Origin of the sequence: Bacteroides ndongoniae, from assembly GCF_900108345.1 — a bacterium.
Lineage (GTDB): Bacteria > Bacteroidota > Bacteroidia > Bacteroidales > Bacteroidaceae > Bacteroides > Bacteroides ndongoniae.
This window is the reverse complement of sequence record NZ_FNVV01000013.1, coordinates 921,645-939,778: the sequence shown is the minus strand read 5'-3', so window position 1 is coordinate 939,778 and position 18,134 is coordinate 921,645. Positions and strand designations below refer to the sequence as shown.

The 18,134-nt window shown below is 48.4% G+C and carries 14 protein-coding genes; 5 read left to right on the top strand and 9 right to left on the bottom strand.

Annotation, left to right across the window (positions count from 1 at the left end):
• Positions 1-85 precede the first annotated feature (85 nt).
• The 4 genes from hisS to BQ5591_RS08470 all read right to left on the bottom strand — a co-directional run bounded on the left by hisS (position 86) and on the right by BQ5591_RS08470 (position 5,772).
• Positions 86-1,450, bottom strand: coding sequence for a histidine--tRNA ligase (hisS, locus tag BQ5591_RS08485; protein ID WP_022164014.1), 1,365 nt, complete (start codon positions 1,448-1,450; stop codon positions 86-88).
• 1,032 nt (positions 1,451-2,482) lie between these two features.
• Entirely contained in the window at positions 2,483-2,977 is a 495-nt protein-coding gene (locus tag BQ5591_RS08480; protein ID WP_022162158.1) for a 3'-5' exonuclease, read from the bottom strand.
• A 20-nt stretch (positions 2,978-2,997) separates the two neighbouring features.
• Complete coding sequence (locus tag BQ5591_RS08475) at positions 2,998-4,980, bottom strand: family 20 glycosylhydrolase (RefSeq protein ID WP_071149388.1); 1,983 nt, start codon at positions 4,978-4,980, stop codon at positions 2,998-3,000.
• Positions 4,981-5,076: 96 nt separating this feature from the next.
• The gene (locus BQ5591_RS08470; RefSeq protein WP_071148981.1) at positions 5,077-5,772 is read right to left on the bottom strand and encodes a zinc metallopeptidase; all 696 of its coding nucleotides are present in this window, start codon (positions 5,770-5,772) and stop codon (positions 5,077-5,079) included.
• Between the two features lie 365 nt (positions 5,773-6,137).
• Between BQ5591_RS08470 and BQ5591_RS08465 the strand changes: the two genes are divergently transcribed.
• Positions 6,138-7,691, top strand: coding sequence for a phosphatase PAP2 family protein (locus BQ5591_RS08465; protein WP_235817059.1), 1,554 nt, complete (start codon positions 6,138-6,140; stop codon positions 7,689-7,691).
• A gap of 18 nt (positions 7,692-7,709) precedes the next feature.
• Here the strand turns inward: BQ5591_RS08465 and BQ5591_RS08460 are convergent, their stop codons facing one another.
• Together BQ5591_RS08460 and BQ5591_RS08455 are read right to left on the bottom strand one after the other, a co-directional pair.
• Entirely contained in the window at positions 7,710-9,014 is a 1,305-nt protein-coding gene (locus BQ5591_RS08460) for an alpha-L-fucosidase (RefSeq protein WP_071148980.1), read from the bottom strand.
• Between the two features lie 213 nt (positions 9,015-9,227).
• Positions 9,228-10,208: an aldo/keto reductase gene (locus BQ5591_RS08455; protein ID WP_205410627.1), complete on the bottom strand. Its 981-nt coding sequence runs from the start codon at positions 10,206-10,208 to the stop codon at positions 9,228-9,230.
• Positions 10,209-10,404: 196 nt separating this feature from the next.
• On the opposite strand from BQ5591_RS08455, the gene BQ5591_RS08450 reads away from it, so the two are divergent.
• Complete coding sequence (locus BQ5591_RS08450) at positions 10,405-10,749, top strand: winged helix-turn-helix transcriptional regulator (protein ID WP_022162163.1); 345 nt, start codon at positions 10,405-10,407, stop codon at positions 10,747-10,749.
• A 187-nt stretch (positions 10,750-10,936) separates the two neighbouring features.
• Here the strand turns inward: BQ5591_RS08450 and BQ5591_RS08445 are convergent, their stop codons facing one another.
• Positions 10,937-12,208 carry an adenylosuccinate synthase gene (locus BQ5591_RS08445; RefSeq protein ID WP_022162164.1) on the bottom strand — a complete coding sequence of 424 codons (1,272 nt, stop codon included), beginning with the start codon at positions 12,206-12,208 and terminating at the stop codon, positions 10,937-10,939.
• The gene (locus BQ5591_RS08440) at positions 12,205-12,693 is read right to left on the bottom strand and encodes a Fur family transcriptional regulator (protein ID WP_022162165.1); all 489 of its coding nucleotides are present in this window, start codon (positions 12,691-12,693) and stop codon (positions 12,205-12,207) included. The genes BQ5591_RS08445 and BQ5591_RS08440 overlap by 4 nt, the downstream gene beginning before the upstream one ends.
• Before the next feature lie 1,061 nt (positions 12,694-13,754).
• Between BQ5591_RS08440 and BQ5591_RS08430 the strand changes: the two genes are divergently transcribed.
• The gene (locus BQ5591_RS08430) at positions 13,755-14,222 is read left to right on the top strand and encodes an HU family DNA-binding protein (RefSeq protein WP_071148977.1); all 468 of its coding nucleotides are present in this window, start codon (positions 13,755-13,757) and stop codon (positions 14,220-14,222) included.
• Between the two features lie 386 nt (positions 14,223-14,608).
• Here the strand turns inward: BQ5591_RS08430 and BQ5591_RS08425 are convergent, their stop codons facing one another.
• Positions 14,609-15,169, bottom strand: coding sequence for a hypothetical protein (locus tag BQ5591_RS08425; RefSeq protein WP_071148976.1), 561 nt, complete (start codon positions 15,167-15,169; stop codon positions 14,609-14,611).
• A gap of 285 nt (positions 15,170-15,454) precedes the next feature.
• Here BQ5591_RS08425 and BQ5591_RS08420 point away from each other — a divergent pair, with 285 nt between their 5' ends.
• Complete coding sequence (locus BQ5591_RS08420; protein WP_071148975.1) at positions 15,455-16,753, top strand: site-specific integrase; 1,299 nt, start codon at positions 15,455-15,457, stop codon at positions 16,751-16,753.
• A 21-nt stretch (positions 16,754-16,774) separates the two neighbouring features.
• Positions 16,775-18,106 (top strand): site-specific integrase, encoded by a 1,332-nt coding sequence (locus BQ5591_RS08415; protein ID WP_071148974.1) that lies wholly within the window; start codon positions 16,775-16,777, stop codon positions 18,104-18,106.
• The last annotated feature ends 28 nt before the right edge of the window (positions 18,107-18,134 follow it).

Here is an 18,134-nt window from a genome sequence, read left to right as displayed (position 1 = left end):
ATTGCTTTTACACCCTGATTACAAATATACAAAAAAGGGAGCAGAAACCCACTCCCTTTTAATAGTCTTTTATCTTTCTTATCGGTTAGTCACCCAATTCTGCCACCAGTTCATCAGGAGTCACCAGACGCTGTTCGCCGGTTTCCATATTTTTCAGGGTCACCTTGCCTTCGTTCATCTCGTTTTCGCCCACCAGTGCCACGAACGGAATACCTTTAGCGTTGGCGTAGCTCATCTGTTTCTTCATCTTACTGCTGTCCGGGAAGATCTCGGCACGGATACCTGCAGCGCGTACCTGCGCCAGTACCTGCATGGAAAAGGCTGCTTCCTTTTCACCAAAGTTGATGAAAAGCAGTTGGGTGCCGTTCACGGCTTCCTTCGGATAAAGGTCCAGCTGGTTGAGCACATCGAAGATACGGTCGGCACCGAACGAAATACCCACACCGCTCACACCGGCCATGCCGAAGACACCTGTCAGGTTGTCATAGCGTCCGCCACCAGTGATGCTACCTATCTGCACGTCCAAGGCTTTCACCTCGAAGATAGCACCTGTATAATAGTTCAGTCCGCGTGCCAAGGTCAGATCAAGCTCTAATTCGTTTTTCAGTCCCAATCCCTTCAGGGTAGAAAGGATGAACTCGCTCTCTTCCACTCCCTTCAGTCCGGTTTCGCTGGCTGCCAATACCTGCTTCAGTGTAGCCAGTTTCTCTTCGTTCGATCCGCTCAGCAGAATGATAGGTTGCAGTTTGGCGATGGCCTCGTCGCCGATGCCTTTTTCACGCAGTTCGGCGTTCACGTTGTCCAAACCTATTTTGTCCAGCTTGTCGATGGCTACGGTGATGTCTACTATCTTGTCTGCCTCGCCGATAATTTCGGCAATACCGGTCAGAATCTTGCGGTTGTTGATTTTGATGCACACCCGTATGCCGAAACGGCTGAACACCGTGTCGACAATCTGCATCAGTTCCACTTCGTTCAGCAACGAATCACTACCCACCACGTCGGCGTCGCACTGATAGAACTCGCGGTAACGTCCTTTCTGCGGACGGTCGGCACGCCATACGGGTTGAATCTGATAGCGTTTGAAAGGGAAAGTAATTTCGTCACGATGCATCACCACGTAGCGTGCAAAAGGCACCGTCAGGTCGTAGCGCAAGCCTTTCTCGCAGAATTTGCAGGCCAGCTTGGCGGCGTTGCGGCTCAGCAGTTCGTCATCGGTCAGGCCAGAGAAGTAGTCGCCCGAGTTCTGTATCTTGAACAGGAGCTTGTCGCCTTCCTCGCCATACTTGCCCATCAGCGTAGAAAGCATCTCCATAGCGGGTGTTTCTATCTGCTGGAAGCCATAGAGGTGATACACGTCGCGGATGGTGTTGAATATATAGTTACGTTTCGCCATTTCTACCGGCGAAAAGTCACGGGTTCCTTTCGGAATACAAGGTTTTGCTGCCATATTCGTATCAGTTACATTTATAATCAGGCGGCAAAGTTACAGTATTTTATCCGGAAAATCTTCATCTGGGGGATAAATATTCCAACGGCCGTCGGACAATCAATGAAATTCCGCTTTATGCTATCTGGGTGGTTCATATAAATATTGTAGTGGAGGACGGGAGTTACAACAATACTAGTTTCATCTTTCATATCTGCTTTTACAACCCAATCATATTATAACAAACGGCGTTAAGACACGAAAAACATCGCAAAAAGGTTATAAGTATACAACCTTTTGCAACGTTTTCAGCATGATATGTTTTAAGTACAACTATCCCCCCTTCCCTGTTCGTTTGCATCATGCATATTTTCCCGATTCTGCATAAGGACACCACAAGAAATAATATTTGTGGTATATCTGTACAGACATTGATAGCATGCAGCAAAAAACTAAATTCATACATACATCAGTAAGCACTTGCACGTACGTTACATCACCACTTGCATGTACGTTACATCCTTCACCATATTCACCTATCTATCAAGCGATTAAAAATTGTGCTTTTCATGAAGTGAAACTGAGGAAAATAAGAAAACCCGGAGAAGGTGAAAGCAAAAGGTGAAACCTCCGTGAAGCCACATCTTTCACCATATCCGCATGAATACCAACGCTCTAAATTTCAGGTGAAGGCGTGAAAGCAATTTTCCTCTTTCTCATTCTTTCTCCGTGTAAGTCCGCCTCATTCTGCGTAGTCCGCGTATCCATCTTTCACCCGCAGAGTGCCACTTGGCGGACGTAACTACCCACTTTAGGTAGATAACATCGGTAGTTAGCCACCGTAACAAGCAATCTCCAGCCAAATAATAAGCAATCCCACCGCATATTACAAGCAATGCCGCCAGGTTTTGCACACAAAGCCCACGAGTTTTTCCAGCAAACCCGCCAAGTATTGCCTGCAATCCCCACGAGCATTGCTTGCATCGCTCCCGAGCCACACAAGTGTTTCTCCCGAGCCATACAAGTGTCCCTCGCGAGCCGTGCAAGCGTTACTCAAAGTATCAGCAACGCAATGCACGCACATGCCTCAGCATCGGCCAAAGCATGATGGTGCTGGGTCAGATCGTAACCGCAACGAGCCGCCACGGTGTGCAACTGATGATTGGGAAGTTCCTTGCCGAAGACGCGGCGCGAAGCGCGGCAAGTACAGTGAAACGTATAGCCGGGATAGTCCATGCCGTATGCCTGGAAAACGGCTTTCAGACAGCCTTCGTCGAAAGGACTGTTGTGCGCCACCAAAGGCAGGTCGCCAATAAGCGGTGCCGCCTCCTTCCACACGTCGGGGAAGGGAGCGGCAGCAGCAGTGTCGTGCCACGTCAGGCCGTGCACCTGCGTATTCCAATAGCTGTAGAAATTGGGGTAAGGACGTATCAGACGATAGAAGCGGTCGGTCACCCGCCCGTCGCGGACAATGACCAAGCCCACACTGCACACACTGGAACGGTTGCCGTTGGCCGTCTCGAAATCGATGGCTGCAAAATCCTTCATCGTCTGTCCTTCCTCCTCCATCAGTCGTTTACAGCGTCGGAACCGGTAACATAATTGAATACTTTCAGGTTGGAAATCCGGCTTTTGAAGTCTCCCGCCTTCTGCAACGGGAATACCAGCGTACGCACATAGTTCATGGAGTCCTTGCCGGCGTTGAAGTAACGCTTCTGAACATCCAGCTTCTCAACAAGACGGCCGTCAACGAAGAGGGCGGTAGACATGTGGTCGCCCTTAATCTGGATGTTTGCCTTTTCGCCCGGATAAGGCCGGTAGCCGAATGTATTCAGATAGCCGTCGCGAGCAAAGCCGAACAGTCCGCTTACAGGGTCGGACAGGTAGAAAACGGCGTTTTCCGAACGGAACAACTCGGTGCCCGGTGCTTCGGCAGCAGCTTCGAGATCGAAACTTACCGTATAATCATAACCGATTTCGGGATAAGACAAAGAAGAACCCGGAACAACCTCCGCTGCCTGGCAGACCATAGCCGGTTCACGGCCGATCCGTGCCAGCTGGTTTACACCCGGAGCTTCGCTCAACTGACGGCGCAAACGGTCGAAATCGGCATAAGGCAGAGCGGACTGTGCTCCCCATGTTTTCGCCGACAAAGTCTGCAAAGCCGGGAAAAGACGATGATGTATATCCTTGACGGAGATGCCGTTACCCACATGATCGTTCCAAACGGCAAACATGCCACCCAGAATGGCCGGGTGCTTCTCATCGAACACCACCTTTCCTACATGGGCAGGCGTCCACTTGTTGTACAGATATTCGTCATTCAGATAGTCATGATAATAACCCGCCATCGGGACAATATAGACCAGACCGTCGGGGATGCTGATCAGTTTGTAGCCCTGCTCCACCATAGCCTTGGGGTCAGCATAGCCATTATACCAGGCACTCATGATGACATTCTCCGACTTGACCGGAGTATCGCCTGCCGCATGGGTCAACGCTCCCCACACACAAGCCTGCTTACCATAACTCTCGACCAACCGGATATAGCGGTCGGTAAAGGCACGGAACTTCTCGACTACATCTTTCTTCTTGTTGGAATATTCGTCAGTGCCGATGTGCACACGCGGTCCCCAGAAGACAGGTTCGTCACCCTCCAGATACTCCTTGAAAAGAGCATCCATGAATGTATACGTTTCGGGGTTGAACAGATCCAGATGGTCCATGCCGTACTCGCGGCTGCCTATTTCGGGTTTGTAATGAGTGAATGCCAACGTATGAGCAGGAGCATCTATTTCGGGAATGATTTCGACAAAACGGCCGGCAGCTTCTTTCTGAAAGTCGATGAACTCGCGTTTCGTATAGTAGCCGTCGCGTGCCGTCAGCCCGGGATAAGTATCACACTCCAAACGAAAAGCAGCATAGGTACGACCCCAGTCGTGACCGAAGAACTGCTTGAAGCCATTGTCGTTAAGGTGTATCTGAAGAGTGTTCATCTTGTAGTAAGCCATCACCTTGACCAGGTCGCGAAGGTAGGACATGGGGATGAACTTGCGGCCGCAATCCATCATAAAGCCACGCAGGGCATAGTCGGGATAGTCGCGTATCTGTCCCTTTGGCAGACAACGGTCAGCGTTCTGCTCGCTCATCTGAAGCAACGTACGCGTAGCCCAGTAAACACCGGCCACTTCGGGAGCAGAAACGGTAACGGTACGATCCACACGGATGGCATAGCCTTCGGTTCCCAGTTTCTTGTCTTTCTTCAGGGTCAGAAAGATGTCACCGGTGCGCGGCTTTCCCTCCTCCACCCGAAGAACAGTGCCGAACATCTGTCCGTAATCGGCAGCAAATGCCTCGGCTACCGCCCGCAAGGCAGGATCTCCACATACAATACGCATGTCGGCAGAAGGCTGGAACATGCCATCTGCTCCCTTCCACTCTTTCAGTTCGGGAATGACAAAAGGTTTTTCGTTAAGGGCATACACGCCCAACTGCATACAAAGAAAAAGAACTAAGCACAAGGTGCGGGAAGCTGAAAAAAACGGTTTCATCATAAGAGATATTGTTTAAAGTTAGCAAAATAAGGAAAAGACGCATCACCTGCACTCCGGCCAAATGATGCGTCCATCCCAATATGATTCTAAAAATTACTCGCGACGTCCCAGATAGATCATGATGTAGTAGATCAGCGTAGCCAACGAGCCCAATGCAGCCACTACGTAAGTGTAGGCAGCAGAACGAAGAGCGTCTTCGGCCTTGTCATGATTGTAGGCATTGGTAATGCCACTGGCACTGAGCCATACCAAAGCACGCTTGCTGGCATTGATCTCGACCGGCAAGGTGATGAAGCTGAACAGCGTAGTAGTGGCAAAAAGAATGATGCCGATCAGCAGCAATTCCGGAAAAGAATTGATCATCAGAATACCTGCCAATATCACCCACGTCATGATGCTGGAAGCAAACGAAACTACCGGCACCAACTTGCTGCGCATGGTAAGCGGCGCATAGGCACGGGCATGCTGCAAGGCGTGGCCACACTCGTGGGCTGCTACGGCAGCGGCCATGATGCTATTACTGTTGTACACACTTTCACTCAGATTCACGGTTTTATTGGCCGGATTGTAGTGGTCGGTCAAGTGGCCCGGTGTATGAGTCACCTGCACATCGTAGATGCCGTTGTCGTTAAGCATCTTACGCGCTACGTCGGCTCCGGTCATGCCATTGTTGGTAGGTATCTGCGAGTACTTCTTGAACTTGTTTTGCAGGTTCATCTGCACCAGCCAGCTCACCACGGCTACACCGATAAATATAATCCATTGCATTCCTATCATTCCTGTTCCCATACTGTTTTCTTTACTTTAAATTAATAATCCAAATTTGTCTTTTCAAATATCAGAACAAATTGTTTGCCAAATATAACGTAAGATTGGCAGGATACCACAAGAATTAACACAGATTATAGATTTTCCTCACACGCTTTCTTGTAAAAAGCTACGAAGACACAAAGAAAAAGAAAACACTTCCGCATGACAGACAGCCATACAGACAAAAAACAAATGTACAACAAACAAAGTCACAATAAACTGTAAAACAATACATTGCAAAGAAAACATGTACATCATCTTTCTCCGTTTTTTTCCCCGCAAGGCATTATCTTTGCCAGCCCGAAACAAACGGGGCAGAGACAAAGAACTATCCGAACGAATTTATGACATTGAAAATTATCCTAACCGCCATCTTATTGCAGCTTGTCTTCCTCCAGCTCAAAGCAGATACCAGAACATGTAATGTACATGACACGACTGACAGCATCGCCATTCCACAACCCGGCAAAAGCAACGGAGCCTTCGCCCGAAACTTCTCGTACATGGGCATTCCGCTAATCGTGTCGGGCATCATCGTGAAGGAACAGAACACACATTTCCGTACCCTACGCAACCGGTTCGAGCCCAACTTCCACAAACGCTACGATGACTATACGCAATACGTGCCACTGGCTGCCACTTGGGGACTGAAGCTGGCCGGCATAGAAGGGCGCAGTTCGTGGAAAGAACTGGCGGTAAGCAATATGCTTTCAGCCGCTTTGATGGCCGGAACGGTCAACACCTTGAAATATACCGTCAAAGAAAGAAGGCCAGACAACTCAACCCGTAACTCTTTCCCTTCGGGACACACGGCCACTGCCTTTATGTGCGCCACCATCCTGCACAAAGAGTACGGCATGAAGAGCCCCTGGTACAGCATCGGCGGCTACACGCTGGCCGGGCTGACCGGCATCACCCGACAGCTGAACAACCGCCACTGGATAGGCGACGTGCTGGTAGGAGCCGGAATCGGAATGATTGCGACCGATCTGGGGTATTTCTTCAGCGACCTGATATTCAAGCCTCAGCACATTGCCCGCAATGCAGCGGCAGATTTCGGACGGTACGATCCGCCCTCCTTCCTCGCCTTCAACATGGGGGTAGCCACTGGACCGTCTCACCTAAAAACCGCCGAACTGTACGACACAGAAATGGGAACACCACTGGGCATGAAGCTGCACATCGGTGCCAGTACGGTGGTCAGCGCTGAAGGAGCCTACTTCCTGAATACCTACATCGGCATAGGCGGACGACTGAAAGTATCGACTACTCCGCTTATAGCGGAAATCCCTGCCGAGAACATGAAACGTTTCGACATGGACAACGACCGGCAGGAAGGTGCACCGGTAAACATGTTTCTACTGAACGGACTGGAATCGGACCACTTAGGCATGTTCGACGTGGACTTAGGCCTCTACCTCTCCTACCCCCTCAGTCCGCAGTTCCAGATCGGGACCAAGCTGCTGGCCGGGCGAAGGCTGACCGCCAACTTCGACCTGCAATCGGTGTGCCGCATCAATCCGCAGATATTCGACCGCACACGGGTGGACGAAGCGACCTACAACCAGTTCTACAAAGAAGACGTAGATTACTACATGCAGCAGGAAGGTCTGTCGCGACAGGAACTGCTGAATGAAGAGTTTGTGGACGACGATTTCCTGAAAATAAGAAGAAGCAGTTCCTTCAAGATAGGAACAGGACTTTGGCTGACCTACCGCTACAAGAAAGATGCAGCTCTGCGCCTGTTTGCCGACTATGACTACGCCGCTCCCCGCCTGACATACGACCTGAAAAACTCGTGGACGGACGACGAAGGAAACAGAGACGTACAATCGTACACGCGGCGCACCAGCATGCACAACATCACACTGGGCGCCGCCATTGCATTTGTTTTCTGAGTCATCGGCTTCGGTTCACTAACCGAGCAGCAATTCAACCACCTTATCGGTTTCGGTCGGCACTTCATCAAACAGCAGGGTGATGCCGCCTTCCACCCGCTTGAACTTCAGCGATTGACGGGTAACGAAGTCGAGCGCCTGTTTCACCTGCTTGCCTTCCAGCGGCAGGAAGAGTGCTTTGTCAGGTAGGTTCAGGATGTGTACAAACAGGCGGTTCCCCTTTTGTGTCGTCACTCCCCAGTCGTGCGGAGCAATGCATCCGCCACGCGTGCCGTAAATGGTTTCGCCATAAGTCTGCATCCATTCGCCAACCTCCTTCAGGCGTTGTACAGCCACTTCGGGCAGACAGCCGTCGGGCTGAGGGCCGATGTTCATCAGCAAGTTGGCATCCTTGCCTGCCGCCTTCACCAAGTAGTGAATCAAAGTCTTAACCGACTTGTAGTTCTGGTCGGTAATCTTATATCCCCACATGCCGTTCATGGTTTCGCACGTCTCCAGCGGCAAGCTGCTGACGTCCTGTCCCGAAAGTCCAGCCTTGTTTTCGCCCGGCAGATCGCGCTCGAAAATCTGGATATCTTCACCCTCGAAAGGCACCTGATGGTGGTTGTTGCCTACAAGGCAGGCAGGCTGCAACTTGTGGATAAGCTCATACTGTCCGGGAAGCTGCCAGTCGAAGTCGGGATTCTGATCCTGATCCCACCAACCATCAAACCAGATAGCTCCTATCGGGCCGTAGTTGGTTAGCAGTTCGGTGAGCTGGTTGTTCATAAACTGATAATAGGTAGGCCAGTTGCCTTTGGCGTCGGGGCGTCCTGTCCCGCGGCCGGTACGGCCCCATGGGTAATCTTCGCGATACCAGTCGAGGTGCGAATAATACAGGTGCAGACGGATGCCCTGCTTGTGGCACTCGTCGGCCAGTTCCTTCAAAATGTCGCGCTTGAAGGGAGTGGCATCGACTACGTTGTAATCGGAGTACTGGGTATGGAACATGGAGAATCCTTCGTGATGACGACTGGTGAAGCAGATATACTTGGCACCCGAAGCCTTGATGGCTGCCACCCATTCGGCTGCGTTGAAGCGGGATGGATAGAAACCTCCTGCCAGTTTGGCATACTCCTTATAGTTCAGGTTGTTGTTGGTCATGGTCCACTCGCCCGTAGCCAGCATGGCATACAAGCCCCAGTGCAGGAAGATACCAAAACGGGCATCGCGGAACTCCTGGCGGGATTTCAGATTCTCCTCAGTAGGAACATAATGCTGGGCACGCAGCGGAAGCGACAAGCCGGCCAGCAACAGCAGGGAAGCAAGAAAATGTGTTTTCATAAATCACCATTGTTTTTTGTAAAAGCTACCTCAGTACCCGTCAATAAGTAAGCTATATTCAGGTCCCGATGTAACCTTATAGTTATACTATATTATATATAATGTATCCCATGCCAGCAGAACAGACAACCGTTCTGCCACCACGGGCGTACAACATACAAAGTTAATGAAATCGATGAAAACCGCGAATAAAAACAGCGAATAATGCCGTTTTTACCACAACTTATGAACCTGCTCCTTGATATATTCATCGTATACCTCACGCACCACCTTCATCTCTTCGTCAGTGAATGCAGGAAGGGCAGAAGCGGCTGCATTGGCTGCAATCTGGGCAGGTGTGCTGGCTCCGGGAATCACCGTGCTGACAGCATCGTACATCAGAATGTAGCGTAAGGCAGCCAAAGCCAGGTTGTCAGTATTCAACCGTTCTTTGAGCACTTGTGCCGCCTTTACGCCGGTAGCATAATCGACACCGGAAAAGGTTTCGCCTTTATCGAAAAATTCTCCGTTACGGTTGTACGAACGGTGGTCGTCTTTACCGAAGGTAGTTTCCAGCGTATATTTTCCCGAAAGTAACCCGCTTGCCAAAGGCACCCGGACAATAACCCCCACATTCTGCTGCTTGGCTTTAGCGAACAGTTCATCAGCCGGACGCAAACGGAACATGTTGAATATGATTTCTATGGCCGAGATGTCGTGGTTCATTGCCTCCAGAGCCTCATCGATACGTTCCACGCTTACTCCATAATGCAGAATACAACCCTCCCGCTTCAACGCATCGAGCGTATCGAACACTTCCTGCTTGGAGTAGACCTCCGAAGGCGGACAGTGCAGAAGTACCATGTCGAGACAATCCCGTTGCATATTCTGCAAGGAGTTGAAAACAAACCGACGGATGTTTTCGGCATTATAGCCTTCCGCATTATGAGGATTAAGTCCCCGACCACATTTCGTCACCACGTAAATGCGCTCGCTACGTCCTTTCAAGAACTCGCCAATAGTTTTTTCGCTCAATCCGCCCTGATAAATATCGGCTGTATCGAAGAAATTGATGCCTTGCTCACATGCTGCTTCAAGCGTTTTGAAGGCTACTTCTTTATCGAAAGGATCGCCCCACTTCGAACCCAGCTGCCATGTGCCAAGTGAAACCTCGCTGATACGAAAGCCGGTTTTCCCTAAAATTCTGTAATTCATAATGTCAGTCCTTTTTTATAATTATACCAGTAAACAATAATAGTATATCCATATCTGCAATTATAAGCACAAAGATAGTATACGACATTGAATTAATAAATACATGAGAAATTATACATATACCGATAAATTAACTGGTATACTGACTTACAACAGAATATAATTCATACATTTGCGCATAAAACAAAAATAAACCATGTACAAAAGAAAAAATCCTTTGGATCTGTCGTGCGGCATCCGCATCACCATGTGTGTGATAAGCTCAAAATGGAAACCTTGCATCATCGATGCCTTGCGCGAGGGGCCTAAACGTCCCAGCCAGCTTCATCGGGAAATACCGGAAGCCATCAACCGCGTACTGGACCAGAACCTCCGCGAGTTGGAAGAAGACCAGATCATAGCCAAGACCATTTATCCGGAACTGCCACCCCACAGCGAATACCATCTGACAGAACTGGGTAAAAGCCTGCTGCCCATCATCGACATAATGGACGACTGGGGAGAAGAACACCGCCACATCTACGAAGCCCTGAAACTGTAAACGGCTACGTACTGTCCCAGCCGGTAATACCCCGGAAAACTTCTCGCTCGTGCTCAATAAAAAAAAGAAGAGAGCCTGTCCGGAAACCACGATTACGCAACATCCCCGCCATCAGGCAGCGGACAAGGCATCATGTTTTTCCTGACAAGCCCTCTTCTTATTTTTCTTTCGAATCCGAAATCCTGGCTTATTCTTCGGTATATCGTTCGATCGTCTGTTCGCGGTCGGGACCTACAGAAACGATTTTAACGGGTACGCCCAACTGTTCTTCCAGGAAGGTGAGGTACGCATTGAACTCTTCAGGGAATTCGTCTTCGCTCTGCATCTTGGTCATGTCGGTCTTCCAACCTGGCAGTTCTACATAAACCGGCTCTACACCTTCAGTAATGTCGTAGGGGAAGTATTCGATTTCTTCACCGTTCATTCTGTAAGCTACGCATGCCTTGATGGTATCGAATGTGTCGAGCACATCGCTCTTCATCATAATCAGTTTGGTAACGCCGTTGATCATCACCGAATACTTCAAAGCTACCAGGTCGATCCATCCACAGCGACGTTTACGACCTGTCACTGCTCCGAATTCATGTCCCAGTGCTCCAATCTTCTCACCGGTTTCGTCGAACAGCTCGGTAGGGAACGGACCAGCTCCGACACGTGTACAGTAGGCCTTAAAGATACCGTATACATCTCCAATCTTATTAGGAGCTATACCCAGACCTGTGCAGGCTCCGGCACAAATGGTGTTGGAAGAGGTTACAAACGGATAAGAACCGAAATCGATGTCGAGCATCGTGCCCTGTGCACCTTCGCACAACACCGACTTGCCTTCCTTCAACAGTCCGTTTACTTCGTGCTCGCTGTCTACCAGTGGGAACTGCTTCAGGTATTCGATACCCTCGAACCAGGCTTTCTCCAGTTCGGTCAGGTCGTATTCATAGTTCAGGCTCTTCAGGATTTGCTCGTGACGGGCCTTGGCGGCTGCATATTTCTGCTCGAAGTTGTGCAGGATGTCGCCTACGCGCACACCGTTACGGCTGATCTTGTCGGTATACGTAGGGCCGATTCCCTTACCGGTAGTACCTACTTTGGCATCGCCTTTGGCAGCTTCGTAAGCAGCATCCAGAATACGATGAGTAGGCAGAATGAGGTGTGCCTTCTTGGAGATGTGCAAACGCTCCTTCAACGGATGTCCGGAAGCTTCCAGCGCCTCGGCCTCAGCCTTGAACAAAGCCGGATCGAGCACGACACCATTACCGATGATATTTACCTTGTCACCTTGAAAAATACCCGAGGGGATGGAACGGAGCACATATTTCTGTCCTTCGAACTCCAACGTATGACCGGCATTCGGTCCACCCTGAAAACGTGCTACTACATCGTACTTCGGAGTTAATACGTCAACGACTTTGCCTTTGCCTTCGTCGCCCCATTGCAATCCTAATAGAATGTCTACTTTCATTTTTCTTTTTTATTATTGTTGTTCTTATTTTTCCGTTTGTTGGCACGCTCGCACCTGCTGCACAAGCCATACATATACAATGAATAGTGCGTCAGGTTGAAACGCCCCAGTCTGGTATTTTCAATAGCATGCTGCAGCTCTTCGTTCTGAAACTCGGTCACCTTGCCACACTGCGTACAGATCTGATGATGATGCGTATCGCGATTATAACATTTTTCGTACTGGGAAGATGTGCCAAACTGGTGCTTGATAACCAGCCGGGCATTGATAAGCAGAATAATGGTATTGTAGAGGGTGGCACGGCTGACACGGAAATTCTCCTGATCGGCCATCAGCGAGTAAAGCGTATCAATGTCGAAATGCCCGTCAATGGAATAGATGGTATCGAGTATGGCGTAACGTTCGGGTGTCTTGCGATGCCCGTGCGCATTGAGATATTCGGTGAATATCTGCCTGACCGTATCTTTCACATTCTGACTTTCCATATCGGGGTAGCAGTAAATTACAGCTTACAAAGTTAAGCCTTTTTTGTTGAAAGCAAGTGATAATAGGGATTTTTTCTTTAGAAACTACAGAGAAAGAGAGAAAAATAGATTTCCAAAGTAAAGACATAATATCTAAAGTAAGGACATCATATAACTACTTACTACTGATAATACATTAGTATGACTACCTACTATTGATATTACTACTGATATTATTTATAGTATGACTACTTACTACTGATATTACTACTTAATTAACTACTCATAAGTAGTAACGAAGAAAATCGGGAAAAGTTTCTTTTTTTTGTAATTTTCTTACTACTTTTTTTTACAATATGAGTATCAGAAGAGGGAAAAGGAAGGAGAGAAACAGTTTTCGAAATTTATCTAAAAACATCGATATTCTATACAACTTCCCCTGCCCTGTAGTTTGAAACTACATGGACTACAACTACTACCTTCTTTTGTTAAAAAAGGTTTAATAATAGAACTCCTTTAAAAAAATCATCCTTCCTGATATCCCGTTCTGAAGTCAAAGAAGTCTGATTTTTTTAACTTAACAGCTCAGAAGCCGATTCACCTCAAGAACCGTTAGGTTCCTGTTATTAATATAGTTGCCAGAATATCAAAAAACGTTTTTGTGGATAGTTGTCCACAAAATGTCTTTCAACAAGAATTTCATTCTTGTTTTTTATGATATTGTTCGTAAAGATAGGTAAAACAGCTATTAAAATATGTTTATTAAACGTAAAATATCTAAAAATAAGGGGACTAAAACAGATTTTCTCCGTTATATTATCTAAGAGAGAGAAGAAGAGCATCAAAAGCAAATGATAAAATAGATTACAAAGTAAAACCATAATCCATACAAATAAGACCAGCTTCGCCATCCCATTATTTCACCATCCACTATCATAACACAGCCCTCATGGCCTAAACTTCGCTGGGATATGCCCATAGAGACAACAGGACATAGCCCAACAAGCACCCCCATAAAGCCATCGCGACAAACCCATCACAAAACACAATCAGATTATTAACCCCCAATAAATATCACGAATATGGCATTCTATAAAAAAGCATACAATAAGAAAACCGAAGTATATTATCCCCGTGCCATCACCATAGGCACCGCCATCAATACCGACCAAATAGCAGAAGCATTGGCCGACAGAAGCACCGTCACCAAAACGGACGTTAAAGCCGTATTGACGGAAATGGCAGACGTCATGTCACAATACATGGCCCAAGGCAAAAGCGTAAAACTGGAAGGACTCGGTTCTTTCCGATTAGGACTGAACACAAAAGGCGTGAAAAACGAAGAAGACTTCGATTTCCAGACACAACTGCAACGCGTAAAAGTAAATTTCATCCCCGAGACTACCTATCCTGCCTCTACAGGAGCAGCCACCCGCAGCATGGTAAGCAATAGCCTCGAATGGATTGAGTATGACAAAGCACTGACTACCGCCGACAGCAGCGAAGGAGGGACTCCATCCGAAGGCGGAGGTGAGGATCCGTTAGGATAAGCTGAACCCGTAAAAATGCAAATAAGCTGATAAAATGTAGAGGGTGTTTTATCAGCTTATTATGGTTTACATCAATCGGCTAAAAAAGATCTGTTTTTTCCTGACTTTATTTTCAGATTTTTCTTAAAAAAACATCTAAGTTAACAAACTGCCTCTTTAGGGAGGGGGTAGTTATTATATAACTTATTCCTACAGATTGAGCATCTAAAATTATAAAAGTTGAAGTTACACTATATTTTATAGAACACCCTCTTTCCAAATATCAACATTATCCGAAATAGCTTTGACAGATAACATTTTGAACCTTGAGATTCTAATAAGGTTTATGGTAAATTAGTTATATATTCCCATTGCAATTTAAAAAAGATAATATTGAAATATACGATTTAACGAACCGTATCTGAATATTTCACCAAATAAGGTTCAATATTAAAATTAGTTCTTCTATACTTAGTTATATAGAAATTATTAGCAAACTTTGTTAGAGTACGATTTATATATGAACGCACAATATCTATTTTGTCCTGCTCGGGTAGTTGCTCTTTTACCCGAGCTTCTAAAATAGCTTCCATCATTAAAATAATTTCAGAAATAATACGAAAAAGATCAGTATCGATAAGCCTATTAAATTCATTTATGTGTTCAGTAACGAAAACATCAAAAGCATAATAGAAAGCTTCTTCTCCCCTATCTTCATAGTCTATTATATCAATAAGTTTTTGGATATCATCCACAAAATCTTTCTCACCATAAACGATCTCCACATATCTCCCCAAACGAGGGTCATAAGAAGGAAAACTTATAAAAGGTTCTGGAGCTGAAACAACAGGACAAGTTATTACAAAATCTGTAGCTTTCATCGAAAACTGGAAGACCGTACATTGCTTGCCTTGAATAATCTGATGATTAATAGAAGGCCCCTTACTACCAAAATTAAAAAATCCCATTTCTGATCATTGTTTAACACTTCTCCCGTTCCTTCAGAGAAGTTTATAAAAACACGAAGTGTGGAACTGCAATATATGATATTTGGGAAGTCTGATACAGCCCGAAATGAAAAAAAGAGCTAAACATCTGCAAATATAATCATTGATTTTCTGTGCTTTATGCGGTATCAGATTCGGGAATGACTTTTTAATTTGTCTTAATCCGTTGCAAGATTCTTCGGGATATATGGGAACATTTACGGGAATTTATTATACCTTTGCCGCATAACCGAAAAAGCAACGCAGATGAAAGTCACCGTCTATCTGAAAAAGTGTTCCCCCGAGGCCTCGAACATCTGTTTCAGGGTCAGGGATAGGAATGTGGACATAAAGGTCGTTTCCCCGCTTGAAGTGCAGGACAAGTATTGGGATTCCGATACCCTCAGCTACAGGCGCACGACAACCGTGCCTGCCGCTGAGCAGAAACGCCTGCCGGAACAGATCGCCGCCATCATCGAGCGGGCGCAGAAAACTTTCACGGACAAGGCGGACAGCAGGTGGATGAAGCAGGTCATCGAGGATGTGCTGTACCCTGTTCGCGCCTTTGAGCGGAACCACCCGAATCTGCTAGCCCGTGTCCACGAGTATCTGGAGAAGTTTGACGGCGCGGAGAGGACAAAGGAGCATATCGTCCGCTTCGAGCGCAAGATGACCCGCTACCACGACTACCGTCGGGAAATACTGGGCGAGGTAGATTTCACCCTCTTCGTGGAGACCGTTACGCTGGAGCAAATGAACGATTTTAGGGATTATGTCGTGAACGAGTACAAGCTGCGGCAGGAACACCCCGACTTCTATACTCCCCACATGCTCATCAACCACAGGCCGAGGCCGCTTTCCGGCACGACCGTCATCAACATCATGAACCTGCTCTGCACCTTCCTGCACTGGTGCAAGAAGATGAAGTATTCCGACAACGAGGTCTATGTGCTCTACGGCTGTAAGGAGCCTACCTACGGCGACCCGTTCTTCCTCACTTCGGAAGAGAGGAACATCCTGTATGACGCAGACCTAAGCAACAACCCGAAGCTGGCCGTCATCCGTGACATCTTCATGTTCCACTGCTATGTCGGCTGCCGCGTGGGTGACCTTTACCGTCTCACAAGGGACAATATCAAGGACGGTTTTCTGGAATACATGCCGCAGAAGACGAAGAAATGCGAGGCGAAGACTGTCAGGGTACCCCTGCACGAGAAGGCGTTGAAGATACTGGAACGCTACGATGCCAATGCCGACAGGCTGTTCCCGTTCAAGCAGATACACACCTACAACCTCGGCATACGGGAGCTGCTGAAGCGTTGCGGCTTAGACAGGATGGTCACCATCCTCGACACGCACGGCTACAACACCGTGCAGAAGCCCCTGTACGAGGTGGCCAGCAGCCACACGGCACGCAAGACCTTCGTGGGCAATCTTTACAGGCAGGTGCCCGACCCAAACCTTATCGCCTCCATGTCGGGGCATGTGGAGGGCAGCAGGGCGTTCAGCCGCTACCGCACGATAGACGATGACATGAAGCGCAGGCTTGTGGAAATGATAGACTAAGACAGAAAGGAGGACATACATATGAAAGTGACCGCATTCATCCGGAAGACCGCCGCCAAGAACAACATCACCGACCAGGCACGGGTCTATTTCCGTGTCCGTGACATCGGCGGTGTGGACATCAAGGCCGCAAGTGAACTGTCCATCAACCCCAACCATTGGAGCCCGGAACGGCAGGGCTACAAGCCCCGCGTGGCTCTGGTGTCGGAGGAGAAGAAGATGGCCTTCGACAAGGACGTGCAGCAGATCACCCACCTCATAACGAAAGAGTACCACCGGGGCGTGGACGGCAACTGGCTCAAAAGCCTGATAGAGGAATACCACCATCCCAACATCAACGCAAGGGGCGGCAACAAAGCCGACGAGTACCTGCTCTCGTACCAGATACGGAAATACATCGAGGAAACACCGCTCGCGGACGAAAGCCGGAAACACCATCTCGACAATCTCAACAAGGTGCTGCGCTACGAGCGTTTCCGCCACGAAGTGCTGCACCAGCGGGGCTTCCACCTCTGCATCGACACCATTACGGCGGACGACATCAGGGACTTCAAACTGTGGATGCAGGAAGAATACAGGTATGTGGACATGTATCCCGTATTCTACCGGAACGAGAAGCACCGTGATGTCGGGCAGAAGCGTTCCGAGAACAGCATGTCAGGGTCGCTCTACCGCATCCGCACCGTCGTCAAGTGGTGCATCAAGCGCGGACTGACAAGGAACAACCCCTTCGACCAATACCAGATTGCCCGGCCGATGTACGGCGACCCGTTCTACCTGACACTCGAAGAACGGGACAAGGTGTACTATGCAGACCTGAGCGGCATGGGAACTACCTACCCGGTCTACCGTGACATCTTCATGTTCCAGTGCCTGATAGGATGCCGCGTGAGCGACCTGAACAGGCTGACCAAGGCCAATATCGTGGACGGTTTCGTGGAGTACATCCCGCAGAAGACGAAGATGGAGCATGCCAATACGGTGCGTGTACCGCTCAACCAAAAGGCACGGGAGATACTTGAACGCTACAAGGATCTGGAGAACGCCCTGCTCCCCCGGTTCTCGCACTTCGGCTACAACAAGAAGATAAAGGAGATACTCAAGTATGTGGGCATCGACCGCAAGGTCATAGTACTCGACCCCAAGACAAGGGAGGATGTGGCAAGACCCCTGTACGAGGTGGCATCTACCCATACGGCACGCAAGACCTTCATCGGCAACCTCTACAGGCAGGTCAAGGACCCGAACCTGATAGCCTCCATGTCGGGACATTCGGAGGGCAGCCGTGCCTTTGCCCGGTACCGGAAGATTGACGACGAGATGAAGAAGGAACTGGTAAACCTTCTGGACTGATAATTTCCCTGTTTCCCCCCTCCACAGA